Origin of the sequence: Rheinheimera tilapiae (assembly GCF_042432165.1) — a bacterium.
GTDB classification, from domain to species: Bacteria; Pseudomonadota; Gammaproteobacteria; order Enterobacterales; family Alteromonadaceae; genus Pararheinheimera; species Pararheinheimera tilapiae.
This window is the reverse complement of the sequence record NZ_JBHLXP010000005.1, coordinates 485,094-511,561: the sequence shown is the minus strand read 5'-3', so window position 1 is coordinate 511,561 and position 26,468 is coordinate 485,094. Positions and strand designations below refer to the sequence as shown.

The 26,468-nt window shown below is 52.5% G+C and carries 27 protein-coding genes; 9 read left to right on the top strand and 18 right to left on the bottom strand.

Annotated elements, in window-relative coordinates; genetic code table 11:
* Nucleotides 1-9: 9 nt before the first annotated feature.
* The 3 genes from ACFFJP_RS18670 (at nt 10) to ACFFJP_RS18660 (ending at nt 2,373) form a co-directional block, all read left to right on the top strand.
* Nucleotides 10-336 carry a DUF440 family protein gene (locus ACFFJP_RS18670; protein WP_377247894.1) on the top strand — a complete coding sequence of 109 codons (327 nt, stop codon included), beginning with the start codon at nt 10-12 and terminating at the stop codon, nt 334-336.
* 68 nt (nt 337-404) lie between these two features.
* Complete coding sequence (locus ACFFJP_RS18665; RefSeq protein ID WP_377247891.1) at nt 405-1,022, top strand: HutD/Ves family protein; 618 nt, start codon at nt 405-407, stop codon at nt 1,020-1,022.
* A 94-nt stretch (nt 1,023-1,116) separates the two neighbouring features.
* Nucleotides 1,117-2,373, top strand: a complete 1,257-nt coding sequence (locus ACFFJP_RS18660) for a dienelactone hydrolase family protein (RefSeq protein ID WP_377247888.1) — start codon at nt 1,117-1,119, stop codon at nt 2,371-2,373.
* Here ACFFJP_RS18660 and ACFFJP_RS18655 read toward each other — a convergent pair.
* Both ACFFJP_RS18655 and ACFFJP_RS18650 read right to left on the bottom strand, forming a co-directional pair.
* Nucleotides 2,343-3,143: a S1/P1 nuclease gene (locus ACFFJP_RS18655; protein ID WP_377247885.1), complete on the bottom strand. Its 801-nt coding sequence runs from the start codon at nt 3,141-3,143 to the stop codon at nt 2,343-2,345. The two genes, ACFFJP_RS18660 and ACFFJP_RS18655, sit on opposite strands and share 31 nt — an antisense overlap.
* Nucleotides 3,143-3,979, bottom strand: coding sequence for a 23S rRNA (adenine(2030)-N(6))-methyltransferase RlmJ (locus ACFFJP_RS18650; protein ID WP_377247882.1), 837 nt, complete (start codon nt 3,977-3,979; stop codon nt 3,143-3,145). Before ACFFJP_RS18650 ends, ACFFJP_RS18655 begins: the two co-directional genes overlap by 1 nt.
* Nucleotides 3,980-4,120: 141 nt before the next feature.
* Between ACFFJP_RS18650 and ACFFJP_RS18645 the strand changes: the two genes are divergently transcribed.
* The gene (locus ACFFJP_RS18645; RefSeq protein WP_377247879.1) at nt 4,121-5,101 is read left to right on the top strand and encodes a tRNA/rRNA methyltransferase; all 981 of its coding nucleotides are present in this window, start codon (nt 4,121-4,123) and stop codon (nt 5,099-5,101) included.
* A gap of 108 nt (nt 5,102-5,209) precedes the next feature.
* Complete coding sequence (locus tag ACFFJP_RS18640; protein ID WP_377247876.1) at nt 5,210-5,737, top strand: GAF domain-containing protein; 528 nt, start codon at nt 5,210-5,212, stop codon at nt 5,735-5,737.
* Between the two features lie 67 nt (nt 5,738-5,804).
* Here the strand turns inward: ACFFJP_RS18640 and ACFFJP_RS18635 are convergent, their stop codons facing one another.
* From ACFFJP_RS18635 to ACFFJP_RS18625, 3 genes are all read right to left on the bottom strand, one after another.
* Complete coding sequence (locus ACFFJP_RS18635; protein ID WP_377247873.1) at nt 5,805-6,572, bottom strand: DUF4097 family beta strand repeat-containing protein; 768 nt, start codon at nt 6,570-6,572, stop codon at nt 5,805-5,807.
* Nucleotides 6,573-6,794: 222 nt separating this feature from the next.
* The gene (locus ACFFJP_RS18630) at nt 6,795-7,427 is read right to left on the bottom strand and encodes a lytic transglycosylase domain-containing protein (RefSeq protein WP_377247870.1); all 633 of its coding nucleotides are present in this window, start codon (nt 7,425-7,427) and stop codon (nt 6,795-6,797) included.
* A gap of 5 nt (nt 7,428-7,432) precedes the next feature.
* Nucleotides 7,433-8,002 (bottom strand): YkvA family protein, encoded by a 570-nt coding sequence (locus ACFFJP_RS18625; RefSeq protein ID WP_377247867.1) that lies wholly within the window; start codon nt 8,000-8,002, stop codon nt 7,433-7,435.
* A 177-nt stretch (nt 8,003-8,179) separates the two neighbouring features.
* Between ACFFJP_RS18625 and ACFFJP_RS18620 the strand changes: the two genes are divergently transcribed.
* Nucleotides 8,180-8,842, top strand: coding sequence for a M24 family metallopeptidase (locus ACFFJP_RS18620; protein ID WP_377247864.1), 663 nt, complete (start codon nt 8,180-8,182; stop codon nt 8,840-8,842).
* A 10-nt stretch (nt 8,843-8,852) separates the two neighbouring features.
* Here the strand turns inward: ACFFJP_RS18620 and ACFFJP_RS18615 are convergent, their stop codons facing one another.
* On the bottom strand, nt 8,853-10,481 hold the full coding sequence (locus tag ACFFJP_RS18615; protein ID WP_377247861.1) for a response regulator: 1,629 nt from the start codon (nt 10,479-10,481) through the stop codon (nt 8,853-8,855).
* A gap of 291 nt (nt 10,482-10,772) precedes the next feature.
* On the opposite strand from ACFFJP_RS18615, the gene ahpC reads away from it, so the two are divergent.
* Together ahpC and ahpF are read left to right on the top strand one after the other, a co-directional pair.
* Nucleotides 10,773-11,336 carry an alkyl hydroperoxide reductase subunit C gene (gene ahpC / locus ACFFJP_RS18610; protein WP_377247858.1) on the top strand — a complete coding sequence of 188 codons (564 nt, stop codon included), beginning with the start codon at nt 10,773-10,775 and terminating at the stop codon, nt 11,334-11,336.
* Between the two features lie 264 nt (nt 11,337-11,600).
* Nucleotides 11,601-13,145 carry an alkyl hydroperoxide reductase subunit F gene (gene ahpF, locus ACFFJP_RS18605; protein WP_377247855.1) on the top strand — a complete coding sequence of 515 codons (1,545 nt, stop codon included), beginning with the start codon at nt 11,601-11,603 and terminating at the stop codon, nt 13,143-13,145.
* Nucleotides 13,146-13,271: 126 nt separating this feature from the next.
* Here the strand turns inward: ahpF and ACFFJP_RS18600 are convergent, their stop codons facing one another.
* Nucleotides 13,272-14,336 (bottom strand): MBL fold metallo-hydrolase, encoded by a 1,065-nt coding sequence (locus ACFFJP_RS18600; RefSeq protein WP_377247852.1) that lies wholly within the window; start codon nt 14,334-14,336, stop codon nt 13,272-13,274.
* Nucleotides 14,337-14,505: 169 nt separating this feature from the next.
* Between ACFFJP_RS18600 and ACFFJP_RS18595 the strand changes: the two genes are divergently transcribed.
* Nucleotides 14,506-15,108: a TetR/AcrR family transcriptional regulator gene (locus tag ACFFJP_RS18595; protein ID WP_377247849.1), complete on the top strand. Its 603-nt coding sequence runs from the start codon at nt 14,506-14,508 to the stop codon at nt 15,106-15,108.
* A 9-nt stretch (nt 15,109-15,117) separates the two neighbouring features.
* On the opposite strand, the gene ACFFJP_RS18590 is transcribed toward ACFFJP_RS18595, so the two are convergent.
* The 11 genes from ACFFJP_RS18590 to hisD all read right to left on the bottom strand — a co-directional run.
* Entirely contained in the window at nt 15,118-17,025 is a 1,908-nt protein-coding gene (locus ACFFJP_RS18590) for a hypothetical protein (protein WP_377247846.1), read from the bottom strand.
* The gene (locus tag ACFFJP_RS18585) at nt 17,018-18,952 is read right to left on the bottom strand and encodes a hypothetical protein (RefSeq protein WP_377247843.1); all 1,935 of its coding nucleotides are present in this window, start codon (nt 18,950-18,952) and stop codon (nt 17,018-17,020) included. Before ACFFJP_RS18585 ends, ACFFJP_RS18590 begins: the two co-directional genes overlap by 8 nt.
* On the bottom strand, nt 18,953-19,567 hold the full coding sequence (locus tag ACFFJP_RS18580; RefSeq protein WP_377247840.1) for a PH domain-containing protein: 615 nt from the start codon (nt 19,565-19,567) through the stop codon (nt 18,953-18,955). It abuts the gene before it with no gap.
* Nucleotides 19,568-19,711: 144 nt separating this feature from the next.
* A complete protein-coding gene (locus ACFFJP_RS18575; RefSeq protein ID WP_377247837.1) occupies nt 19,712-20,392 on the bottom strand; it encodes a Rossmann-fold NAD(P)-binding domain-containing protein in 681 nt (226 codons plus the stop codon).
* 156 nt (nt 20,393-20,548) lie between these two features.
* The gene (gene hisIE, locus ACFFJP_RS18570; protein WP_377247834.1) at nt 20,549-21,193 is read right to left on the bottom strand and encodes a bifunctional phosphoribosyl-AMP cyclohydrolase/phosphoribosyl-ATP diphosphatase HisIE; all 645 of its coding nucleotides are present in this window, start codon (nt 21,191-21,193) and stop codon (nt 20,549-20,551) included.
* The gene (gene hisF, locus ACFFJP_RS18565; protein WP_377247831.1) at nt 21,190-21,963 is read right to left on the bottom strand and encodes an imidazole glycerol phosphate synthase subunit HisF; all 774 of its coding nucleotides are present in this window, start codon (nt 21,961-21,963) and stop codon (nt 21,190-21,192) included. The genes hisIE and hisF overlap by 4 nt, the downstream gene beginning before the upstream one ends.
* Complete coding sequence (locus ACFFJP_RS18560; protein ID WP_377247828.1) at nt 21,945-22,697, bottom strand: 1-(5-phosphoribosyl)-5-[(5-phosphoribosylamino)methylideneamino] imidazole-4-carboxamide isomerase; 753 nt, start codon at nt 22,695-22,697, stop codon at nt 21,945-21,947. Before ACFFJP_RS18560 ends, hisF begins: the two co-directional genes overlap by 19 nt.
* Before the next feature lie 27 nt (nt 22,698-22,724).
* Nucleotides 22,725-23,375: an imidazole glycerol phosphate synthase subunit HisH gene (gene hisH / locus ACFFJP_RS18555; protein WP_377247825.1), complete on the bottom strand. Its 651-nt coding sequence runs from the start codon at nt 23,373-23,375 to the stop codon at nt 22,725-22,727.
* A 2-nt stretch (nt 23,376-23,377) separates the two neighbouring features.
* Nucleotides 23,378-24,448 carry a bifunctional histidinol-phosphatase/imidazoleglycerol-phosphate dehydratase HisB gene (gene hisB, locus ACFFJP_RS18550; RefSeq protein WP_377247822.1) on the bottom strand — a complete coding sequence of 357 codons (1,071 nt, stop codon included), beginning with the start codon at nt 24,446-24,448 and terminating at the stop codon, nt 23,378-23,380.
* The gene (gene hisC, locus ACFFJP_RS18545; RefSeq protein ID WP_377247820.1) at nt 24,448-25,557 is read right to left on the bottom strand and encodes a histidinol-phosphate transaminase; all 1,110 of its coding nucleotides are present in this window, start codon (nt 25,555-25,557) and stop codon (nt 24,448-24,450) included. The genes hisB and hisC overlap by 1 nt, the downstream gene beginning before the upstream one ends.
* On the bottom strand, nt 25,558-26,468 hold a 911-nt coding region (gene hisD, locus ACFFJP_RS18540; protein ID WP_377247817.1), incomplete at its 5' end, for a histidinol dehydrogenase. It abuts the gene before it with no gap.

The window sequence follows — 26,468 nt, the reverse complement described above, 5'->3', positions numbered from 1 at the left end:
GGATGTGGAATGTCAGATAGTTTAGAACTCTGGTCGATGGATGAACTTTGTGATCATGCTTTTGCCATTTTTGAAGAACTGGCCAGTGAAAATCTGAGTCCTGAGGACTATGCACTGTACCAGCAACATTATGAAACGCTGGCTTATGTTGACCTGGTTCCTGCCGGTAAAGACTGGCTGGAACTGATTGGTGCCGAGTTAGATGCCGAACTGCATCTGGAAGCGCTGATTGGCCTGAGCGGCACTGATGGCGCCCCTGATCTGGTATTAGCGCGGATCCTGCTGAGCCGGGAAAAACACGACGCGTTGTGTCATGCCCAATGGCGCGGACAATAAGTGGCGTGGACAATAAGCGGCGTGGACGATAAGCAGCGTGTGCAATAAGTGGTCATGACGGAGCAACAATGACAATCAATGCCACGTTGATCACGGCATCACAGCAAACTGTGACGCAATGGGCTGGCGGCGAAACTCGCCAGCTGGCGATTGCACCTGCTGGAGCAACAGTCGCAGCCAGAGATTTTCACTGGCGTTTTAGCACTGCCACTGTGTTGCAATCCGGTCCCTTTACTACCTTCGATGGCTACAATCGGTATCTGGCGATACGCAGTGGCGCTGGCCTCGATCTGGCAGTGACAGCTTCAGGTGCGCCCCAGCAGCGGATACAGCTGACCAGCCCACAGCATCAGGCCTGTTTTGCCGGTTCGGCACTAACCAGTGCCAAGCTGCTTGATGGTCCGGTGTGCGATATTAATCTGATGCTGTCCGCCGGCTTGCAAGGCGGATTGCGGGCGTTGCAACTTTTCGCGCAGCAACCATTCACATTAAATAGCCTGGCCAACGCCAGTTGGCTGCTTTACGCTGATGGCCTGTCTGAAGGTCAGCACATTAGGGTACAAAGCGGTTCACAGCACTGGCTGTTAGCTGCCGGTGATGTGCTGGTATTGCCCGAAGCAAGCTGCATTTTATCAGCAACCGTTGATTGTGCCTTGGTCGCGGCTTGGATCGCCGCACGACCATAAAGTCAGTCGGTATTGATTGCTGAAATGATGAATTGTCTATCGGTGGCAAAATCTACTGGTACTCGAACGCTGTTTTTGGCAAGCTCAGGTTTAAATGAACTTTGGGACTGCCGGCATCATGCTGCTCCACACTCTGTTTCTCCGTGATTTGATGGTCTTTCGCGCCGCAGCCTGGTCTGGCAAGGGGGCGCTGATACTGCTGTTGATATTTGTGTTGTCGGCTCTTGCGCCGGCAGTAGCGACGGAGCCCGCAACGACACCTAAAGTCAGCGACGTCGCAAAAGCCGAAGCCTCTGAGCCAGCGCTGCTGGCACCTGTACTGCGCTGGCCGGCGCCGGATGGAACTTTTTCTGACGCTGCTGCGGCTAATTTTGCGTTGTGGCAGCGACAAGCGAAGGCGCTGCTCAATAACGCCTTATTACTGCCGCCGGCAGATCCGGCCTTGATCGCGGCAGCAACACGGATCAAGCCTCAAGACAAAACCAGTACCGAACAGTGGCGACTGCAGTTATGGCAGCCGCTTGACTTGTATCTGTATCAACCGGAAAACCTGCGCCAGAGCGCAGTGAATGCAGTGATCCTGTTGCATGATCATGGCGCCGAATTTCGCATTGGCAAAGACAAATGGCTGCCTGCTGGGCAAAGCAAGGCGCCAGAATTGGTGAGCCAATGGCAACAAAAGTACTTTGATGGCATCGCCATTGCCGAACTATTACGCGCGCAGGGTTATCTGGTGTTGCTGGCCGATGCGCCGGGGTTTGGTGCGCGCGGGCCGCTGCAATATGCTGAACAGCAACAGCTGGCGGCGAATTTGCAGGCGCAGGGGGCAAGTCTTGCTGGTCTGATGGCGCGGGAAGATCAAGCCGCAGCGGCATTTCTGGCGCGGCAACCCGGCGTGAAGGGCATCGCCGCCGTTGGCTTTTCAATGGGCGGATTTCGCGCCTGGCAGCTGGCGGCTTTGTCGGCAAATGTGGACGCTGCGGTGAGTGTCGGTTGGCTCAATAGTCTGCAGTTTTTACGCGAACCGACCAATAATTTCAGCCGCGGTCAGACCGCCTTTTACATGATCCATCCGGGGTTATACCGGCAGTTGGATTTACCGGAGATCGCCGCGCTTAGCACGCCAAAACCGCTGTTGTTTTTGCATGGTGATGAAGATCCGCTGATGCCGCGGCATCAGGTCGAACTGGCGTTTAAACATATTCAGTTGCGTTACCGGCAGTGCGGTGCACCAGGCCCTAAGTTGCATGTGGAGCAGGGGCAGGGCCATCGATTTGGCCAGGCATTACAGCAGCAGATGCTGCAATGGCTGGCGGAACTTCAGTTGCCAGTGGCAGGCTGCAACAGTTGATCAAGCTGCCACGCCAGCCGCACCGAGGCCTGTAGCAGGCGTTGTTCGATCACCGGACCGTCGCGGTCCAGCTCTTTCTGGCTAAATAACATGCCCGGTTTGTATTCTCGGTAAATACGCCGGGTTTGTTCAAGAGATTGCTGCGCCCAGACCAGCGGCTGACCGCTTTGCCAACGCTTTACCGCCGTCGCTTGCAGCTTTGCCAGTTTGTCTGCCGCCAGTTGCGAGTTCCCTGGATAGCCGAGACTTTTCAGCATTGCACTATCCCAGACGCCATGCAGGTTCCAAGGTTGGCCAAAATAATACAAAGCAGTTTTGTTGCCGCCCTGGTCGTCGGCATAGCTGACGTGCAATGGCTGATGCAGATCGGCAATAAAATGACTGTAAAACAACAAGGCTTCCGCCCGTTGCCGGGTTTGTCCGTCTTGTTTTAATAATGCGCCATAGTGCTGAATCGCACTCAACAGGCAGCCTTTGGCAGCACAATCTGTCGTTTTTAGCTGCTGTTGCTGGCGTGGCACGTTCAGATAATGAAAAGCGGCAGTAAACTGATAAGCTGGCTCGCGTCGCACTTCGTCCGGCCAGACACAGCCTTTGGCAAACTGTTGTTCCGGTCCTATTGCTAACAAGGCATCAATCTGTTGTTTTGTGATGGGCTGAACTAACTGATAAGCCAAGTCGCAGACCTGCTGATGGCCGATGCTACCAAATGCCAGCGCTTTGGCCGGCACTAACAGCAAACAAAGCGACAACAAAAAACTGTACCGCATTATTCTTCCACCAGTTGCTGAACTGTCCACTGCACCTGAGCACCCAGCAGCGGCGCGATTTCGCTCAGCGCCTCGCGCATGTCATTGGCCAGCGTATAGGGCGGGTTGATCACCAGCATACCGCTGCCGGTCATGCCAAAACCGCTGCTATCCGGCAGCGGGCACAGTTCAATGCGTAATTGATTGCGGATACCGGTTGTGACAATCGCATCAATAACGGCTTCGATACTGGCGCGTTCAATCACCGGATACCAGATGGCAAAAGTCCCTTGCGGAAAACGTTGCACCGCCTGCTGCAGGCCTTTGACCAGATCCTGATATTCTGTTTTCAGCTCATAGGGTGGGTCTATCAGTACCAGACCGCGTTTATGCAGCGGCGGTAACATAGCGCGCAGGCCGGCATACGCATCCATTTTTTCAATGCGGCAGTGCCGGCGCCCCTGAAACTGGGTTTGTAACAGCGGAAAGTCCGCGGGATGCAATTCCGTCGCCTGAATGCTGTCGCCATCACGTAACAGCAGTCGGGCAATGCCGGGCGACCCCGGATAAAACTGCAGCTGACCGTCTGGGTTCAGTTCACGCACCAGCCCCAGGTAGGTCTGCAGCGCGCTGCTGCTGGCCTGATGGTGAAACAACTTGCCAATCCCGGTTTGGTATTCGCTGGTTTTAAGCGCCTGCGCGCTGTCGAGGCTATATAAACCGGCACCGGCGTGGGTGTCGTGGTAGCAAAACGGTTTATCTTTTTTCATTAAATACATCAGGATAGCGACTTCTACCAGATGCTTGATCACATCGGCGTGATTGCCAGCATGAAAACTGTGACGGTAACTGAGCATAAATATTCCGAAACGGCGCAAATTGGCGCCAGCTTACTGCAGCCAATAACAAACTCAAGTCTTTCTTCGATACCGCGGCTTTTTGCGTTAAACTGAAGGCTTTTCCGGCCTGCAGGCCCGTCAGATACAGGATTTTTTATCGTGGCATATCCGCCGAAAAAACCGAGCCAGACCTCATCATCCCGTCCGCCCCGTCAACGTGATACTGATGGCGCCTTATTGCAAAAACCATGGAAAGGCGCTGCCGGTAAAAATACTGAGGCAAAGCCAGCGCATGCGCGCCCGGACAGTGGCCGCCGGCCAGACCGCACCGAACCGTCAACAAACGTGCGCGCAGCCAAAGTCGCTGTACCGGCAAAAGCCGTTTCACCGGCGCAGTTGAAACAACAAGGCCAGCATGAAAGCCGGGTGCTGGGCGAAAATGCCTGCCGTGTCTGTTTTAATGAGCGGCCGGATGCGGTCATCAAAATGTACCTGCATGCCGACTATGCACCGCGATTTGCCGACGTAATGAAATATTTGGCGGCAAATAAACGGGCTTATCACATTGTAGATAATGCTGAACTGGAGAAAGTCAGTGGCAGCCAGCACCATGGCGGCGTGATCTTCGTGGTGAAAAAACGTGAAGCCATGTCAGTCGCCAGTTACCTGACTTTGCACCGGAAAAAAACACAGGATTGTTTGTTAGCGCTGGATGGGGTCGGTAACCCGCATAACCTCGGCGCTATTGCCCGCAGCTGTGCCCATTTTGGCGTCAGTGGTATTATTCTGACCGCGCCTGAAGCGCTACAATCCGGCGCTGCAGCACGCACCGCAGAAGGTGGACTGGAGTTTGTTGAAGCGCTGCAGACCGACCATCTGCCACTGGCACTGAAACTTTGTAAAGAAGCAGGTTACACGCTGATCACCACCTCAAGCCATGCTGGGGTATCGTTGTACAACAGCCAGTTGCCGAAAAAAGTGGTGGTGGTGTTTGGCGAGGAGATGCAAGGCGTGTCAAAAGCGGTCGCCAACAGTGCCGAGATTGCCTTGCAGATCCCAGGTACCGGCAAAGTTGAATCATTGAATGTCAGTGTCGCTGCCAGTCTGATCCTCGGCGAATGGTATCGGCAGCAGCAATAAGGTTAAGTGGTTTGACTTTGCGATAGATGGCCTGACAAACACTTTAACTGCAGCTATAACTGAAACGACTCCGCTGAGCGGCAGCGGAGCTTGTTTGCAGGAGACTTTATGCTCGACCAGACGGCCTTGTTACTGCTGATTAAAGCATTTAAAGATCAACAAATCTCGGCGGAGGCGTTCTACCGTCAGCTAACCGAAACCATCACGAAACAACTGCATTGTTCCCGCGCCAGCCTGTGGCTCTACTCTGATGCGCTGCTCAGCGAAATTATCGCTGTGGATTTATACGACAGTAATGAGGATGCGCACTACCAGGGGGTTGCACTGCATGAAGACGATTTTGCGCCTTATTTCGAAGCCATGCGCAATGACGGCGGCATTAACGCCCCTGATGCAGCGACGCATCCGGCAACATCCTGTTTTAACGAAGCCTACTTTGAACCGAATGACATTTTGTCTCTGCTGGATGTCGGCATTCGCTATAACGGTCAGTTGGTGGGGGTGTTTTGTTGTGAGCAGGTGGGCAGTGTCATGGAGTGGAATGCCAGCCAAATCGCGTTTTTGGAACAGGCTGGTAAACTGATTACTTTTGCCTTAAAACCACAATTACAGGAAAAATTTGCCGCGTTGTTTTAACCCTTGTCGCACTGAAAAACAAAACGGGGCAGAAGCCCCGTTGTATTTCGCAATTTGCAGGCTTTCACTATTCGCGCATATGGTCATCCGGCACGGTGATCCGGCCTGAGATCTGCTGATAACTCAGCTCGCCGGAACCATCATCATCCACGGTCAGGCCGCCGGCCTGAGCGACACGGATATCTCCTGATCCATCTTCAATAGTGACGGTGCCCTGAACCTGACTAATTTCGACATCGCCTGAGCCATCGGTCAAAGTCAGAGTCCCGCCAATCTGACTGGCGCGGATATCGCCAGAGCCATCATCAATACTGACATTGCCAGTCGTTTGCGCTAATGACAAATTACCTGAACCATCTTCAATGGTGACCTGACGACCGCCAGAGACCTGCAGATTACCGGAACCATCCGCGATCAGCAGATCACCGGTTAAGCCTTCAACCCGCGTATCGCCTGAACCGTCTTCCAGTTTCAGCGCAAAACGTTCCGGCACTCTTACCACTAAATCGATCGAAGCGTTATCAACGTAACCAAAGGACACTTGTTCTTTATTGCGGGCAACCAGCACTGCAGCATTGCCTTTGGCTTCCAGCGTCAATTCCAACTGGTCGATGTTATCAAAATTGATGCGTGCTTCGACTTCAATCTGCTCACGGCCTTTTTCACCGATAACATGCAGATCGCCGGCTTCTGTTTCGGCGACCAGTTGTTGCAGATTATTGGCATTGAGTTGTAGCTGGCGGTTTTGAATATTGGCAGGCTCGTTGGCGCCGACATGGATCACACAGGCATTTAACAGCGTTAACGAACAAATAAGTGGAACAATCTTTTTCATGACACGTCCTTTTTAGTGAGAGTACAGACTCGTGAGCAAAAGCTATACCATATAAAATATTTAATAAAATCAGCATTGTGTAGGATCAGGTGCCATGGAGGTACTGTGTGTTTCACCAAAATTTAGGCAAATTGGTGATGCACTCCATGGGCTCTTAAAGGGGTAGTCGCGCTGACGCTTCGAATGGTTTAAATCAGCTGCAAATAAAATTACAGTAGATCTTTAGAGCGTGGCCGACTGTTGCTGATAGCGACGCAGCAGGATATCCACACGTTGCAAATAAGCACGGGTTTCAGCATAAGGTGGTACCCCATCATGTCGACTGACGGCGCCGGGTCCTGCATTATAAGCCGCCAGTGCCAGGCGGCGGTTACCATTAAACTGCTGCAATAAACTGGCGAGGTAAGCCGCACCGCCCTGAATATTTTGTTGCGGCAACCAGACATCGCCGACCCCCAGTTCTTTCGCGGTATCCGGCATCAATTGCATCAACCCTTGCGCACCCGCTTTTGAATAGGCTCTTGGATTAAAACCGGATTCTGCATGGATCACAGCACGAAGCAGACTGGGTTCAAGTTGATACTGGCGGGCTGCAGTCTGAATTTCCTGATGATACTGCTGTAAAAACAATGGGGTCGTATGAAAGTTAACACTGGATGTGACGCCACAGGCAAAGCAGTCGTAGCGCAATACTTTAAAAGGACTGTCAGCGGGTGGCTTATCGCTAAAAGCGACAACACCATTTGGCTGGGTGTATTGATATACCTTTAGTTGTTTGCTGTGAGCCGGTACGCTGGCTAATAAAAGCAGGCAGGCGAGGGCGCCTGCTGCTTTTATCAGAGCGTCTTGTTTCATCCGGTTTAGCGACGGAACGAGAAGACAGAGCGGAAACCGCCACCACCGGTGCTGCTGCGCTTTTCGGCGCGCCGGCGACGTAACCAGGAATGCAGTTCCTGTTTCTTTGTTTCCAGCCAGTCAGCTTTGCTGGTTTGAGCGTCCGGGCCGCGGCGTTCGATTTCGTTGGTACGGAAAGTACAAAATTGGCTATATGCTTCAAAGTCATCAGCCAGTGACTGCACTACCAGCTCGATCATGATGGCATCATCGAGGAAGCCCAATACCGGCAGGTGGTCGGCGATCAAGTCCTCCGGTTTAGTGAAGTAGGCCAGTGCAGACAGCACATCCAGCTTTTCTTCTTCAGTCAGATCCCAATCCTGATCTTCAACCATCGCGACCAATGTTTCGAGTTGTTTTAAACGTATGGCGACAAATTCTGGCACCTGATTTTGTACTTCACCTGCCAACGCTTTTGCGGCGTTCAGGATCTCCTCGCTGCTATGATGACTGACTACACGCTCAGTTTTTTGCATTAATTGACGGAAGTAATCTAAATCCTGCTCTTGCAGGTCAAAGCTGATGGTCAGTGCCATGGTCGTTCCCTTGTTTTTTTGTTCGGAGTTACAGTATAGAAAGCAGACTTCGCAGCGACAAGCAAAGTCAGCCCGGCTGATTATTGCGCTAAAAATTACATCAATTCAACAAAATAAATACGCGACGCTCTACAAGGGCGGCTATCATGGGCCTTTGCTGAGGTTTCGGAGTTTCAGATGCAAAATCAATCGCTTGCCCAAGCAGTGGGTCCTAATTTTTCAATAGCTGCAATGCAACAGGCGCAGATGCACGCCTTGCAGGTACTGCAGCAGCTTGCCGACCAAATGCAGCCTGGAATGACTGAACAGCAAGCCTGTGCGTTGGCGCTGAAATTGTTGCAACAAGCCGGCGCTGAGCAGCACTGGCACCCGCCTATTGTCAGGTTTGGCCACAATACTGCGAAAATTTATAGCGAAGCGTCCGATGCCGCTGTGTTGTTGCAGGCAGAGGATATCTTTTTTGTCGATATCGGGCCGGTGTTTGCCGGACATGAAGCCGATGTTGGTGCCACCTATTGTCTGGGGCACAATCCGGTGCATCGCAAAGTGCAACAAGCTGTGCATCAGGTGTTTGATCAGGTTGCGGCTCATTGGCGTCAAACAGGTTGTTCTGGCGAGGCGTTGTATCAGTTTGCCGCAGAGGCGGCAGCACGATATGGCATGCAACTGAACCATCAGATCAAAGGTCATCGCGTTGGCGATTTCCCGCATAAACTATACGCCAGTGGTCAGCTGGGGGGCTGCGATGGGGAAGTTCGCAGTGGTATTTGGGTTTTGGAGATCCAACTGCTGGATCCCACCAGTGGCTTTGGCGGTTTTGTTGAACAAGTGCTGTTTTAGCCACACTTGCTCAGGTTTGTTCCTGCGGCAGGTTGATGCCACGGAAGCGCTGGATCCCCAACTGCTGCATCAGTTTATACAGAGCTTGCCGTAACGTCTGGTTTTGTGGTTCGTAGCGACAGGCACGACGCAGCATTTTGGCAGCGGCCAGCAGATTTTGTTGTTGTACATATCGGCTGGCCATTTGTTGATAGGCGATGGATCTTGTGGCTGCCGGATAAACCAAATCAAAGGCGTGCTGGTGTAAGCAGCCAATAAATACCCGATGGCAGTTGTCCAGCATCGACTGTATTTGGTTGTCAGCATAAAACAGCAAATCGGCCGCCAGCTGAGTTTGCTGCAGGCTGTGAAATACCAGTGCAGCATGGCATAACACGTAAGCTGGTTGTTGTTGCCACTGCACTTCCCGCAGGTGGTCCTGGATCAGCTGCAATGCCTTCTCAGTACTGTCAAGGAACTGCCAGATATGTGCTTCCAGCAGTCTCACTGAGACGCTAAAGACCGCCGCAGTTTTATCTTGCCGAATTTGTGTCTGCAGTTGTTCAAGCTGACTTAACAATGCCGGACGTTGCTCGGCTTCGCTGTGTTGCAGCTGCCATAAAACTGCCCGCGTCTGCGCGATACTCAGCTGAACATACAATTCCCCCCGCACAGCTAAGCGGCGCTTTCGTTCAATAAAATCCTGTGCCCGCTCAAATTCGTCCGCCAGTATCATCACCAGATGAACCAGTCGCACTAAATTACTCGACATGCCAACCGCCGGAATTTTATTTACCACTTGTAAAGCGGCGGCATAATCACGTTCCTGCAATGCCAGATAGATTAGCCAGAGTTCGCGGCGCTGCATGTAACGGGCTAGCTCTTCTGAGCTGTCAGTCAGAAACGCCTGGCATGCCGTTAAATCCCCACGTTCATAGCGGACGCGGAACAGCGCCCACAATGCCCAACCTTGTTGTTCAGCAATAGGGGCTTTGAGCAGCGGGATTACGGCATCAAACTTATGTAAGTCCAGCAGTAATTGCACACGCAATCGTTGCAGAATTTGTTCAAGGCCTGACGGCAATGGCTGGCTTTGGGTGTGTAATAACAATTTCAGGCAATCGGCATAGCGGCCAATCCCGGCCAGCGTCAACAATGGCCGTAGCTGCGGATAAAACAGTACATGCTGTTTAAGTTCTTGGTCTAACGTAACTTTGTTAAATGGTCGTTCCAGATAACTGATTAAATGATAAGGGTATTCAATGGCATATTGTGCCCGGTCATTTTGTTGCGCCATCAGGACCAGCCGGGTTCGGTTCGGCAGAATACCGTGTTGTATCAGTTGGTCGACAATCTCACCTCCGGTTAGCTGGGTGTCGACGGCGTAATCAAGAAAAATAATATCGACATTGACCGGTGTCTCCCGGCCGAGCAACTCGTCGATTTGCCGGGCGGTTTCAATTTTTTTGATCCCCAGATTCAGCAGCATTTGTTTAAACAAATGCAACAGGTCAGGGTCGGCTTCTATCAGCAGTACCTGCAAATCGAACAATTTGCTTAAATCGAGTTTAAATTGCTTCATTGGCTGGTTGATGTCTACCGGAATGCCGGAAATATCGCGCTTAATCAAGGTGTAACATTCAAGCAGCTTAGACGCCACTATCTGATGTTGCAATGTACCGGCACAACTTGCCTGCTTGCTGAGATTGTGGGTTTTTTCGCAAAAAACTCTATTGTGTTCTGCAACTTGTGACCCCATCTCCGTTGCAGCAGTAATTGTTGCAGTGTAGCGCTGTTAGATGGGCAAAAAACGGGAATTTCATCGTTAAAATAGATTAGATGAATTCATTTTATTCGTTATACGCAATTGTCACACTGGACTACTATGCTTGCAACGCGATAGCTTTTGTAGACAAAGCATTCATATTAACCACAACATGGAGAACGACAAATGTCGATTATCAACAGCAAAATCAAGCCATTCAATGCACAGGCTTTCCATCAGGGTAAATTCGTTTCTGTATCTGATCAGGACCTGATCGGCAAATGGTCTGTCGTTGTGTTTTACCCGGCTGACTTCACTTTCGTATGCCCAACTGAATTAGGCGACCTGGCTGATTTCTACCCGAAATTCCAGGAAATCGGTGTTGAAGTGTATTCAGTATCAACTGACACCCATTTCACGCACAAAGCGTGGCATGACGCTTCTGAAACCATCAAGAAAATCAACTACCCAATGGTTGCTGACCCAACAGGCACTATCACTCGCAACTTTGACGTGATGATTGAAGAAGAAGGTCTGGCGCTGCGCGGTACTTTCGTAATCAACCCAGAAGGCGTAGTGAAAGTTGCTGAAATCCATGACCTGGGTATCGGCCGTAGCGCTTCTGAACTGTTCCGTAAAGTGCAGGCTGCTCAGTACGTTGCTAACCATGACGGCGAAGTCTGCCCAGCAAAATGGACTCCGGGTGAAAAGACTCTGGCACCATCACTGGATCTGGTTGGTAAAATCTAACCTGGCCGCATGATGTAACCCTTTAAAAAAGCCGGAATTTTTCCGGCTTTTTGTTTTTTAAGGCCGAAATAGCAGGCGGGGATACTTGGCACTGCGCCGAGTGAGTTTTGAAGTTTAATCTATAAAACAAATTGAATGAATCCGTTTAATTCGTTTTATGAGATTGGTTATTTTGCCTAAGATAGCTTTATCAAACAGAAACCCAGTTGCCGGTCAGTTGAACAACGGGCAACACCCAGCTTTCGTCATGAAGAGGAACTCAGCATGTTAGACAACAATTTAAAATCAGCATTAAAAGGCTATCTGCAAAACCTGAAAACACCAGTAGAGCTGGCGTTAGCAGTCGATCAAAGCGAAAAAGGCTTAGAGTTAAAAGCACTGGTTGATGATATCGCCAGTCTGTCTGACCTGATTGTTGTCACGCAAAACACCACGGCGAGCCGTGTGCCTTCGATGCAGGTCCGTTCACAGGCGAAAGGCACTGTGATGACCTTTGCCGGTGTGCCGTTGGGCCACGAATTTACTTCACTGGTGCTGGCGCTGTTGCACTCTGGTGGTCACACCATCAAAGAGGAAGCATCAGTTCTGGAACAAATCGCTGCACTGCCAGGTTCGTTGAATTTTGAAGTCTATGTGTCGCTGAGCTGTCAGACCTGTCCGGAAGTGGTGCAGGCGCTGAATTTGCTGGCGGCGGTGAACCCGAATGTCACCACGACGATGGTGGATGGTGCTGTGTTCCCGCAAGAAGTGGCTGATCGCAATATCATGGCCGTGCCAACGGTGTATTTAAACGGCGAGCAGTTCTCACAAGGAGCTATCAGCCTTGGCAATATTCTGAACAAAGTGGATGCGTCAGCAGCAACCCGTCAAGCCGAAGCGCTGGCGAAAAAAGATAACTTCGACGTACTGGTCGTCGGTGGTGGCCCGGCAGGTTCTGCGGCAGCCATTTATGCAGCACGCAAAGGCCTGAATACAGGTGTGGTCGCAGAACGTTTTGGTGGTCAGGTTGCCGATACTGTCGGGATTGAGAACTTCATTTCGGTGAAAGAAACCGAAGGGCCGAAGCTGGTGGCGAACTTAGAAGCCCATGTGCGTCACTATGAAGTCGACATTATGCACAGCCAGAAAGCGGTGAAGTTGTCGCAAAACGAGTTGTTTGAACTGGAACTGGCAAACGGCGCCGTACTGAAAGCGAAAACCGTGATCCTGTCGACCGGCGCGCGCTGGAGAGAGATGAACGTGCCGGGCGAAAAAGAGTATCGCGGTCGTGGCGTGGCCTATTGCCCGCACTGTGATGGCCCGCTGTTCAAAGGCAAACGCGTCGCTGTGATTGGTGGCGGTAACTCCGGCATTGAAGCGGCGATCGACCTGGCTGGTATTGTCGAGCATGTCACAGTGCTGGAATTCGACAGCAAACTGCGGGCCGACGCTGTGCTGGTGAAAAAGGCACAGTCGATGGGCAATATCGACATCGTGCTGAACGCACAAAGTACTGAAGTGCTGGGTGATGGCAGCAAAGTGACCGGCATTAATTACACAGACCGCGTCACAGGCGAAGCCAAACATGTGGCCTTAGCTGGTATCTTCGTACAAATTGGTCTGGTGCCAAATACTGAATGGTTGCGTGGCACGCTGGAGCTGACGAATCGCGGTGAAATCATCGTCGACAGCCATGGCCAGACGTCAATGAAAGGGGTGTTTGCCGCCGGTGATGCGACCAATACACCGTTTAAACAAATCATCATCGCGATGGGATCTGGCGCGACCGCATCACTGGGTGCCTTCGATTACCTGATCCGCAATTCTTAAGTAAGTAGCGCGTTCCTCAGCACAAACACTACAGTCAGCAATCAGTGTCATCCCTGATTGCTGAGTTCCCTGCACCGCAGCTTTGCTGCGGTTTTTTTTATTGTGATGTAAAAGGAAGTAAGTTGTTTAAGCCGGAATTTGCAGTACGTTTTGATTCTGTGTCTGCACCGGCATCAGTGCGCGCCACCAGGCATGGTGTAGGGCAGGGGCGAAGCTCAGTTGCGACAAATCTACTGATGCACCAAAAACCGGCGTCACCAGCTGCGCCTGATAGGCATCTGCAGCGACTGCGAGCCGTTCCAGTGGCTCATACCAGGCATGCATGGCAAGGTCAAAACTGCTGTTGTGAATGGGAACCAGATAAGACGCCTGCAAATCCAGATGTGCGCGCAGACTTTGCTCTGGTTGCATGTGAATATCGGCCCAAAGTTCGTCGTAAGCGCCGGTTTCAACCATGGCGACGTCAATTGGCCCAAAGCGCCGGCCTATCTCGGCAAAACCACTGAAATAGCCACTGTCACCACTGAAGAACAGTCGTTTCTGGCTGGAACCAATGACAAAAGAAGCCCACAGCGTCTGGTTTTTGTCGTTTAATGCTCTGCCGGAGAAATGCTGCGCGGGAGTCGCGTGGACTGTTAAACCGGCAAATTCCGTCTGTTGCCACCAGTCCAATACCGTGATCATCTCGGCCGGCACGCCAAAACGGCGCAAATGCGCATCAACACCAAGCGGCACAATAAAGCGGCGGGTTTTGCTGATTAAAGCGCGGACGGCATGTTTATCCAGATGATCGTAATGATCGTGTGAGATCAACACAGCGCTGAGTTGAGGTAGCTCATCCAGTTGCAGTGGCAGGGCGTGGAAACGTTTTGGTCCCAGCCATTGCAGGGGGGACGCACGTTTGCTGAACACCGGATCTAATAACAGATACTGACCATCGAGGCGCAGCAGCACAGAGCTGTGGCTGATTTTCAGCAGAATGTCATGGTTGCCGGACAGATCCGCAGCTTGCACCGGAATTGTTTGGCGGGGTGTTTTGTCAGCCACTTTTTGCGTCAGATAGCGCCAGATGATCTGGCCAAGTGCCGCACTGCCATCCTGAGTTTTAGCGCTATTACGAAATCTGGCGCGCGCCGGGACTTGCGCGGTGCCGGATCGGAAAAGTGCACAAGGTTTATCTGCGATGCTCATCAGGGGCTCCTGCTGTGAGTGGCTGGCGTGGAATTATCAGAAGTAAACTACACGGTGTAGTTTAGTGTTAAAATAGCAAAAGTAAACTGCTTAGTGTAATATTTTCAGCAATTGTATTTTGCCGTGGCCGTGTGCTGCGGCATTGATGATGTTGAAAAAGAGGGTAGTGATGGAACCTGTAGGTCGTTCAGCGCAGAAGCGTCAGGCGGTGATAAATGCTGCATTGGCAGAATTTAAAGACAAAGGTTTTGTCGGTGCCAGCATGGACGCGATTGCCGAGCACGCGCAGGTCTCCAAACGTACCGTGTATAACCATTTTGCCAGCAAAGATCTGTTATTCAATGAAGTAACCAGCTCATTTTGGGTACGCAGTAAACAAGCGGCTAGTCTGCAATTTGACGCCAGTCGCACAGTTGAAGATCAACTGCTGCAAATTGCCCGCTCAGTCTGGGCTGTGTATCAGAGTGCCGAGCTAATAGAACAGGCGCGGATTGTTTTAGCGGAACTGATCCGACAGCCCGAGTTGGTCGAGCAGGCGTTAGCACAGGTCAATGATCAGGAATGCGGACTTTTACCATTTTTGCAGCAGGCGGTGAGCGCCGGTGCATTACAAATCCCGGATATCAAAATCGCTGAAACACAGTTCTGGGGTCTGATGAAGAGTTTCGCCTTCTGGCCGGCGGTGTTCCGCTTTCATGATTTTTCTGCTCAGGCAGAGCAGGTGCTTAACAGCAATGTGCAGATGTTTGTCAGACAATATTTACCCGGCTGAAATCCGCTTTTAAGGTTCCAGGCTTAGCATCGGGTTTGGCGTCATTGCAGTCAGATCCGGCAACTTAAACTGGGTCTGCAGTTGTTGAAATAACGCCGGTCGATATTGCTGCAGACGTTTTAAGCGTGACAAGTGCGACGGGCGCAACCTTTCGGTTTCCTGCAGAATATAAAACAGTGCCGGATGCAGTTTTTGCTGCAGGTAACTGGCATCCAAAGCCAAATCCAGCGCATCCGGGCCTAACGGATTTTGTTGCAGCGGTACTTTAGCGTTAATCAACAAACTCACCGCCTCAGTGCTGTCGGCAAAGGCCAGCGGGTATAAATTGCGGCCTTTGGTATCGGTGATCCCCAGGTCAAAACCCTGTTGTTGCAGGACCTGCCAGTGTTCAGTGCCGTCATAAGTGAGCATGTGTTCGAGTTGACTGACCGCCAGACCGGTTGGCCAGTGCTTTGCCCAGTCTGGTCGCATAGACAACGCGAGCAGTAAAGCTGCAGCTTGCTCAGGAGACGGGCCTGCCGCGATGGCTTTGATAAAATCAACTTCGTTGTCTGGCACGTCATATGAGGTCAGCAATTCTATATCTTGTTGCTGCCAGTAAAATGCTAATAAAGCCGGATCCTGCTGATGTAACAGCTGTGGCAGTTCGCCGGGGCTATGCTGTTTAGTCAGCGTATCCAGCTGGCCGAGGAGCTGAGACTCTGACCATAGTCCTTGTGCAGTTAATTCCGCATCTTGCTCTGCCTTACAAGCCGCTTTGATTTGTTGTTGCTGTTGGTCGAGCTGTTGATATTGCTGCAGTAAAGTGCGCAGCGGTTCAGGCGCCGGCAGACTTTGTAGCGGCAATAGTTGCTGGGCTTTGGCGAGGTTGATGAGATCTTCGTCATAGCTGACAAACCGTGCTTCACCCAAAGCAGATACCTGCAGAAAAGAGCGACCGTTTTTCGCCGTGTTCAGTTCGCCATGCAGCGGATAACCGAGATTTTGCAGGAACTGGATCGTCGCTTGTTGGCGTTGCCAGCGTTGGTTGTCGTCCCAGCCTTTTTGCCGCCAGGTACTGCTAAAAGCAAAATCCATTGCACTGAACAGACCGTCTTTACGGCTTGGCAGGATCTGATAGCGGGCGAGGAGTGGCAGCAAGTCGTCCCTGAAATGATAGACCGCCATATCTGCCAGATTAAACAGGTTGTGCCGGCTTTGCACATCGTCGGTTTGTTGCAACAGCTGTTCTAATTGTGGGGCATTGAGGTGCTCCCCTAGCAACATACTGTAATCCCTCGATAAAAAACGTACACCGTGCAAAGCTTTGTCAAATTGCTGCTGTTGCAAGGCCATCATTAGCAAGATGGTTTTCGGCTGAAAATTATCCAACCGACCTGAAGGTTCGAGGTATACCAGTTCGATTTCAGGCGCGCTGCGCAGATAGTCGATTTTCTCTGCCGGTGGCAGGCGTTTTAAACCGTTGAAAAAAGCACTGTATGCTTTTTGCTGAAACACATGCTTTATCAAACTGCCTTCAAAACGGCTGAACGCATCAAACAATTCATACTGCAGTTCTGCCTGACGCTTGCTCAGCCCTTTATCTGGTGACGATTGGTCGCGCAGCATCAGTAATAACTGCTCAGAGCTGTCGCCTTGTTGCAGTCGCTCATACAAATATCGCCGGATGGCCTCACGCTGCGGTGTCTGATGCCAGTCATGGTCGGGCAGCACTTGCTGGCAGATGGGGACTTCTTTGGCGACAGTGATTGATTGTTGCGGTGCGGAACTCTCAGGTGAAGGCGCGTGCGCCGACGTCGTTTTCGTCTCAGCAGGCTGTGGTTGCGGCAAAAGCGTGATATCTGCCTGCATGCGCCAGAATAACAGCATCGCGACGCATAACAGGCCGGCCAGCAGCGAAAACCAGCCTCTATTCATCCGCCACCGCCAGCACCGGGTTGGCCTCATAGCGGCTGAGATCATCTAGCCAAGCCAGTAACATCGGCTCTTTGGCCAGCGCCTGCTGCAGAGTCGTAAAGACCTCAGGCTGATACTGCTGTAACCGGCGCAGCCGGCTCAGATGCGACGCTTCCGGCTTGCCGACTTTCTGCATGATGGTCAGCACTGCCGGATGCAGTTTCTTGTCGCGGTAGCTGCGGTCCAGCGCCACATCCAGTGCGTCCGGCCCCACAGCGGGCACATCGACCGCCACACCTTCTGCTAACAACAACGCGACTGCATCGGGGCCGGCGGCAAAAGCTTGTGGATACAAATTCCGGCCGTGGATGTCCTGCAGATGCAGCGAAAAGCCGTATTTGATTAATTCACGCCAGAAAGCGACGGTATTGCTCTGGCTTTGCAAATAGCTCAAGTACTCAACGTTCTGCGACTGCCAATGTACCGCCAGAGCCGGTTCTTGCTGCAGATGTTTCAGCGCGCGGCTGGCGCGGATCGGATGCCCAGCCCCTTGCAAGCGGGCGATCAGTCGTTCACGGCCAGCTTGATCCAGCACAGGGATATTCAGATCCTTTTTGGGCGTTGGCCATAGTCGATCCGCCAATGCCGGGTCTTGTTGATGCAACGCTGCCGCTGCAGTTTCGGGCGAGATCAGCGTCTTCAGCGCATTTTGTATAGCAGCTCTGATTTGTGCATCAGTCCAAAGACCTTGCGTTTGCCGAGCACTATCACGCATCTGTTGGCAATGCTGACGGGATTGTTCAAATTGCCGCTCTTCGTCTTGAAGCGGCTGTAACAACGCGGCGAATTCAGCTGGCACTGCAGCCGTTGTGACGGCCTCCAACTGCTGCTCATTTGCCAACGCCAAACGCGCCGCATCTGTGATGATCTGCTTGAAGTTATCCCGCTGAGTTCTGCGGCCATAGTTCCAGATGGAATTGACGGTTAATGCCGGAGCACCATCCTGTTGTATCAATGCGCCGTGTAGCACGTAACCACGTTGTTGCAGATAGCGGATGGTTTGCTGGCGGTCCGCTTTATGGACTGATGTTTGCTTGGGTTCAGGCCATTCTGAAGCAGTAAAGGCTAAATCCATTGCACTATATTGGCCACGGATCTCGGTTGGGATGATGTCGTAACTGGCTAACAGTGGCAATAAATCGGCGCGCAAATACATCACGGCGACATCCGCCAGATTCATGCCTTCCATGCGAAATTCGGCAGGCGTTTTGGTTTTTTGCAGCAGTAACGCCAGTTGCGCCTTTCCCATATGCCGTAAGCCAATGGCGTAATCAGATCCGCTGAGTTCAACGTCATCCAGTGCCTGGGTCAGCAATACCATGTCATCCGCCGCGGCCGACAGCAATAATGATTTCAGTGAGAATGGCGACGCCATGCCGTCTGGCGCAATCAGTGTTGCATTAAATAACGCTGAATTTTTGATCTGTGGCACTGCAGTTACAGGATCGCCCAGCACTTGCTGCAGCCGCTGCAGTGTATCGCGGTGCTCTGAGATCAATTGCGGGTTTTTTGCCTGTTCGGTCAGCAGCTTGCGCTGGGCCAGTGCTAAATCTGGCAAATACTGCGCCGGCAACGCGCGTTGCAACTCGGTATAGGGCACCGCATCCTGCAACTGTTGCTGTAAATACAGCTGTAGTTGTTGCCGAAGTGGTGCGCGGCGCTCCTCAAACGCATTGATATCGGGAAGCTGGCATTGCGTCTTTACTGTGGGGGAGGTCACTGGTTGGTCAGAAAACGCCAGGGTTTTACCCGCAGGCGCAATGACTTCTTGTTTTTCAGCCAAGGGCAATGGACCGGTGGCATCGGCGGTCACCATGCTATCTGGCCAAAACCACCAGCAGCTCGCCGCGATAGCGGTGGTTGTTAAAACTACAGAGCGCCAGTTCATTTAATTGCGGATAAAGGTTTCAAACACGCTACTGTAATCTTTGCGATAGGCCTGTGACATCGCATCGCTTAACGTATCGTGATAAAAACTATAGAGTTCCCGCGCCTGCTGGGCGATATTCGCACCTTCACCGCCCTGGCGCGCCAGTGAGCTGACGACATGCTGCAGGCTCTTTTCCACGGTTTGCAAATCACGTTGTTCCGCTTCCATCAGTAAACTGATTTCGCTCAGTACTTTGTAGATGTCTTTGAGCTGTTCTATATGCTCTTTGTGCACATCGATGGAAAAATCGGTGCTGTGGATGCGGAATTTCAGTTCAACGTCTAAATCAATAGTCCCGGCAGTTTCCAGTAACACGTTGCGGATATCGGCGTTGATGTATTCGTAGCGTTTAAGCAGACGTTTTTTACTAAGCGCAGTATTGCCGTCCAGATGCAGCAAAGCGAAGTTGGTGAAGCAATATTCGTCGGTTTTGCTTTTGATTAAAAAGAAGATTTTTTCACCGGTTTCGTGCTTGATGTAGTCGTCGGCTTCCACTTTGTGGTAGTTTTCCGGGCTTATCACCCGGCCAATATCACTTAATCCCAGTGCTTCTGATGCAATTTTGCCAAACATCGTTAACTCCTTGTAGTTTTATATTGATTATTTATTCACTCGCAAGATTACCAAGTGACTTGAAACGGTACAAGACTGTCGGGCCGATTTGGTCTTGTCAGATGGCAGAGCGTCTTCGCTTACAACGTGCCACCACCTGTATGGTCATTCGCTGATGCCTCGATAGCGGCCACCCTGTATGTCCTGCTGCATTCGATAGATTACATCTGATTCAACAATAGTCTTTCCATGCGCCGCTGTGATTGCCAATTGCCACATCATGGCGGCCACAGCATCAGTTTTTACCGCGCGATAACGTTTTGGCACGACCGGGCCCAGTAGTTTAGCGACTACTAAGCCAATGCGTTCAGCAACGCGATGATCCGGGCGGGGGCCACCATCGAGTAATGATGGCCGTACGATGCCAAGCGATTGAAAGCCGAGCTCGGTCAGGTCTGTTTCAATCTGACCTTTGACCTGTAAATAAAACGAGCTCGCGTGCGGATTGGCGCCCAGTGACGAGTTGTAGACAAAGACCGGCGTGCCGGCCTTGAGCATCAGCTTGGCACTTTGCAGCACGTAATCGTGGTCAACTTCAAAAAATCTGCCTCGGCTACCAGCCTGTTTCAGTGTGGTTCCGAGCGCACACAGGGCAATGTCGGCTTGCCACCATGCCGCTTGCTCTGGTAGTTGCGCGAAATCGACAATGGGATTGGTCAACTTTGCACAAGCAGGGAGTGGTTTGCGGGTTGGTGCTATCACCTCGCTTATCTGAGGGTTCGCGAGCGCCTGGGCGAGCAGCTGTTGCCCGACTAAGCCTGTAGCGCCAAGAATGATGCATTTCATCGAGAGATCCTTGCGGTGAATGACCGGTGATTATTTCTATTTCTGATTGTGTAAAAAGGAGTTCGCTCTGGTCAATGGGCTGCGAGCATGATGTTGGGTATCAGCGATTGGGGATGCCTGAGGCAACGAGCCTTGTGGTCCGTTGCCTCAGTTTGTTTATTGCTGATGACGGGCTTTGAGGATATCAATGACATCGTTGAGCGCAAGATCCTGCGAGCGCAGCAGGACCAGCAAGTGAAAGATTAAATCTGCGGCTTCATTTTTCAGCTCTTCGCGATCACCGGCCATCGCCGCCAACGCAGATTCGACGCCTTCTTCACCGACTTTTTGTGCGATGCGTTTGACGCCGCGGGCAAACAAGCTGGCGGTGTAGCTGGATTTGGGATCCGCATGCTGGCGGCTGGCGATCACTGCTTCTAAATCGGTTAAAAAGCTTAGAGCAGGAGCATTACTGGTTTGGTCATGCCAGCAGGTTTCGGTGCCGACATGGCAGGTTGGGCCGTCCGGTAGGGCGAGGGCCAGCAGGCTGTCGCGGTCGCAATCGCAACTTAAACTCTGCAGCTGTAAAAAATGGCCTGAGCTTTCGCCTTTGGTCCAAAGCCGGTTTTTACTGCGGCTGAAAAAAGTCACCCGGCCGCTTTGCAGCGTGCTCGCAACTGCTTCGCTGTTGGCAAAGCCCTGCATCAGCACTTTGCCGGATACGGCGTGCTGGACTATTAATGGCAGCAAACCGTCGGCGGGCCACTTCAGCTGTTCCAGCTGATCGGGCAGGGGCGCATTAGGGTCAAGCACAAAACTCATGGCCGGATCTCCACATTGGCAGCGATCAGCGCTGCTTTTAAATCAGGGATGGCAATAATGCCTTTGTGAAACACTGATGCAGCGAGTGCGCCGTCGACGTCGGCGTCGCGGAACACGTCGATAAAATGCTGCACCGCGCCGGCGCCGCCGGAGGCAATCAATGGCACCTGACAATATTGCCGTACTAAGGATAACTGGGCTAAATCATAGCCTTGGCGCACACCGTCCTGATTCATGCAATTGAGCACGATTTCACCAGCACCGCGACGCTGCACTTCTTCTACCCAATCCAGCAATAACCAGCGGGTTTTCTGGCTGCGCGATTCGTCTCCGGTGTATTGGTACACCTGATATTGGCCGGTGGTGGCGTCAAAATAGCTGTCGATGCCGACCACCACGCATTGCTGACCAAAAGCGGCATTCAGCTCGCTGATAAGTTCCGGACGCGCCAGTGCCGGGCTATTGACCGAAATTTTGTCGGCGCCGAGTTCAAGAATTTTGCCGGCATCGGCAACAGACTTAATGCCACCGGCGACACAAAACGGGATATCGATGACTTCGGCAATTTTTCGCACCCAGCTTTTGTCGACGACGCGGCCGTCGCTGGATGCGGTGATATCGTAAAACACCAGCTCGTCGGCACCTTCTTCGGCGTAGCGGGCGGCCAGCGGGACTATGTCGCCAATAATTTCGTGATTGCGAAATTGCACGCCTTTAACGACGACACCATCGCGCACGTCCAGACAAGGAATTAACCGTTTTGCCAGCATGCGATCGCCTCCTCAATGCTGAATTTGCCTTCAAGCAAGGCCCGGCCGAGGATCACCCCGGCCACTGGCGACGGTCTGCCTGCTTGACCGCGTAAACTGCGGATATGGTCAAGATTGCCAACACCGCCGGACGCTTGCCAGGCGATGCTGGGATACTTCGCCGCAAGTTCCTGATAGAGGCCAACGTTCGGCCCTTGTAACGTGCCATCACGGCTGATATCAGTACAAAGCACATGGCGGGCACCGGCGTCCAGCATGCCATCGAGCACCTGTTCCAGCACGATGCCAGAGGCCTCGATCCAGCCGTGGCTCGGCAGCGTTTTTTCGCCGCGCTCGTTAATGGATACATCAAGCGCCAACACGATGCGCTCGCCGCCATATTGTTTAAGCCACTGTTGCACCAGCGCGCTTTGCCGAATGGCCAAGGATCCAATCACCACCCGGCTGGCGCCGGCTTCTAACAAAGTGACTAAGTCGGCTTCACTGCGTACACCGCCGCCCACCTGTACCGGTAACGGGCTTTGTTGCATCAGTTCACGCAGCAGCGCAGTTTGACGTTGACTGGCATCTTTGGCACCGGACAAATCAACCAGATGCAGCACACCAGCGCCCGCAGCGGCGTAGCGGTCACGCAGTTCAAACGGCGTTTGGGTATAGTGAGTAGTTTGGTCATAACTGCCCTGATAAAGGCGCACGGTCTGACCATCAATTAAATCTATTGCCGGGATTATCATTCCGAAGTCCTGTGCTTAGTCCTGTGCTCAGTCTGGCGCGCGCAGTGATTGCGCATCCAGCTGGATAAAATTCTGTAAAAGGCGGGCACCGACTTTGCCGGAGCGCTCGGGGTGAAACTGCATGCCAAGGAAATTGCGCCGGCCAATCACGGCCGCAAACTTGCTGCCGTAGTCGCAGCTGGCGAGCATATAAGGCGAGGGCTGCACCGCAAAGCTATGCACAAAGTAGACGTAATCCGCCGCAGTGATGCCCTGTAGCACTGGATGGGCGGCCTGCAGCGCAGTACTTTCCACCTGCAGCGTGTTCCAGCCCATATGCGGCAGACGCAGACCTTTCGCTTCAAGCGGCGCGACCTGGCCCGGTATCAAACCGAGGCAAGTCACATCGCCCTCGGCCGAATGTTCGGTTAGCAGCTGCATGCCGAGGCAAATGCCGAGCACTGGTTGCGTCAGTTGTTGCAAGGTGCTGCGCAGGCCCTTGGCGTCGATATTCGCCATCGCCTGTTTTGCCGTGCCAACACCTGGAATAATCACCTTTTCTGCGGCGCGGATCACGGCCGGATCGGCACTGATCTGCACGCTGGCACCGAGCCGTTCCAGTGCACAAAACACTGAAGTGATATTGGCGCAGCCGGTATCAACAATCACTAGCTGCGGTTTATTTGTTTGCTCTGCCATGATTAGAGCACACCTTTACTGCTTGGCAGCGCATCGCCGGATTTCAAAATGGCCTGACCTAAGGCGCGGCCGAAGGCTTTAAATAAACCTTCCACCATGTGGTGTTTATTGCCTGGAGAGACCGACAAATGCAGCGTCATTAGCATCGCATCACAGAGACTGCGGAAAAAGTGTTCGACCATTTCCAGATTCAGTTCACCCACTTTACCTTCGCCAAGCGCAGCATCAAATTTCAGCAGCGGCCGGCCGGATAAATCCAGCGCGGCTTCAGCGCGGCATTCGTCCATCGGCAGCACAAAACCAAAGCGATTGATGCCGCGTTTGTCGCCAATCGCTTGTTTCAGCGCCTGGCCAAGTGCCAGTGCAGCATCTTCGACGCTGTGGTGGTCGTCGATGTGTAAGTCGCCGGTTACGGACAGTTGCAGCGAAAAACCGCCATGGGTGGCGATTTGGTCGAGCATATGGTCAAAAAAGCCAATACCCGTACTGATTTGATTGCCGCCTTTGCGGTCCAGATCCAGCTGCACGCTGATATCTGTTTCGCGGGTGGTGCGGCGTACCGAACCGACCCGGCCACGGCTTAACAGCTGGCGGGTGATTTCAGCCCAGCCAAGCGTGGCTCGGTCATAGCGAAATGACGGCAAGCCCATGTTTTCAGCCAGTTGCACGTCGGTCAGGCGATCGCCAATCACATAAGAGCGGGTAAAATCAATCCGGCCTTGTTGCAGATAATCTTTGACTAAACCGAGCTTCGGCTTGCGGCAGCTGCAGTTGTCGCGGTCAAAATGCGGACAAATCAGTACGTCGTCAAAGCGGATGCCTTGCGACTCTAACAGCTGCATCATTTTGTCATGCGGCGCATCAAAAGTGTGGCGCGGGAAGCTATCGGTACCGAGGCCATCCTGATTGGTGACCATCACGAGCCGAAAACCGGCATCCTGCAGCTTTAATAAGGCCGGCACTAACCCCGGTTCGTAGGCCAGCTTTTCTAATGAATCCAGCTGCTTATCAATCGGTGGCTCTTCCACCATAGTGCCATCACGGTCGATAAATAAAATAGGCTGTCCGGCCATTATTGTTCCCCTGAACTGCGAGTATTAGTTGCTTGTTGCGCCCAAAATGTCTGGATCGCCTGCTCGAGCAGAGCCATTTCCGCCGGGCTGCCAATGGACACCCTGACGACCTGAGTACAACCGAGCCGGTCTAAACCGAGCTGGCTGGATTGGTTGCGAATGAGAATGCCTTGTGCAGCAATGCCCTGAACCCAGGCTGCCGCGTCTTCGACGGCCAGCAATACGTAGTTGGCATTGGAATTAAATACGCGGTGCACCTGCGGCAGGCTCGCGGCAAAACGGCTAAACGCAGCGCGCAGCTCGTTGATGGTTGCTACGCTTTGGTGCATCCGTTGTTGACCGGTTGCAGACAACGCCTGAGCGGCGATATCAGCAACAGGCGCAGCGATTGGGTATGGCGCAATCATTTTTTTCAGCGCGCCAATCACCTCTGGGCTTGCCAGCGTGAAACCACAACGCAGGCCAGCCAGCGCAAACGCCTTGGATAAAGTGCGCAGGATCACCAAATTCGGATACTGTGCCAATAAATCCACCGTGGACGCCTCTGATACGAATTCGATATAGGCTTCGTCGACGACCACTAAAGCGCTGTCGCGGTAGAATTCCAGCAGCTCAGTAATTTGCGAGCGCGGAATTAAATCGCCGGTTGGATTGTTCGGGCTGCAGATAAACACCAGCTTGGTTTGCTGGCTTTGTTTGATTGCTGGCAGGTCCAACGTCAACTCAGCCGTTAAAGGCACGACGGTACGGCCAACCTGATTGCTTTGGGCACTGATGGCATACATGCCATAAGTCGGTGGGCAAATGACGATATTGTCTGTGCCGGGTTCACAGAAGCTACGGATCAACAGCTCAATGCCTTCATCCGCGCCGCGGCTGACTAATACTTGCTCCGGTGCCACGCCGGCATAGTCTGCATAGGCGGCAATAAGTGCCGGTGGCTGACAATCCGGATAGCGGTTAAAACTGCCGTTTAACTGATACTCCGGCGCTAAAGCATTTTCGTTGGCATTCAGCCAGACCGAACCACCGGACATCGACAACCGCGCTGAGGCATAAGGCACCAGTGCTTTGACGCTGTCACGGGCTAAATTACTGATACTGCTCATTTATTCACTCTCTTGCGGAATTGGGCTGAATTCGTCCTGCTGCTGCAGTTTTTTGTTCAGGCTTTTCAGCCGAAGCGTGACTGCATTGGCGTGGGCATTCAGACTCTCTGCGGTGGCCAGTGTGACAATCGCCGGGCCTATCGTCTGCAGGCCTTTGCTGGTCAGGGTTTGGACTGTGTATCGCCGGTAGAAATCCAGCAGCGATAAACTGCTGTGGTTGCGGCTATAACCGTAAGTCGGTAACACATGGTTGGTGCCGCTGGCGTAATCACCGGCAGATTCCGGCGTCCAGGGGCCAACAAAAATGCTGGCAGCATTTTTCAGCTGCGGCAGTAATTTGTCGTCTTGGGCGGTCTGGATAATTAAGTGTTCCGGTGCATACTGATTCGACACCTGCGCAGCCTGCGTTAAATCTTCCACCAGAATAAACCGGCTGTGATCCAGCGCTTTTTTCGCAATGATGGCGCGGGGTAACACCAGCAGTTGGTCTTCCAGTTTGGCCATAGTGTCTTTCAGCAATTTCTCGCTGGGGCTGAGCAGCATGACTTGCGAGTCCATACCGTGCTCGGCTTGCGACAACAAATCGGCAGCGACAAAAGCCGGATCTGCAGTCTCGTCAGCAATCACCAACACTTCAGAAGGTCCGGCCGGCATATCAATAGCAGCCCCTTGCGCGTCGCGTGACACTTGTTGTTTGGCTTCAGTGACAAAACGATTGCCCGGGCCAAAAATTTTATCGACTTTGGCGATAGTTGCAGTGCCATAGGCGAGGGCAGCGATCGCCTGAGCGCCGCCGATGGTGTACATTTCGCGAATGCCACATAGCTGCGCGGCATAAATGATCTCAGGGGCGATATCGGACGCGAGCGGCGCACCTGGCGGCGTCACCAACACGACACGCCGGCAACCGG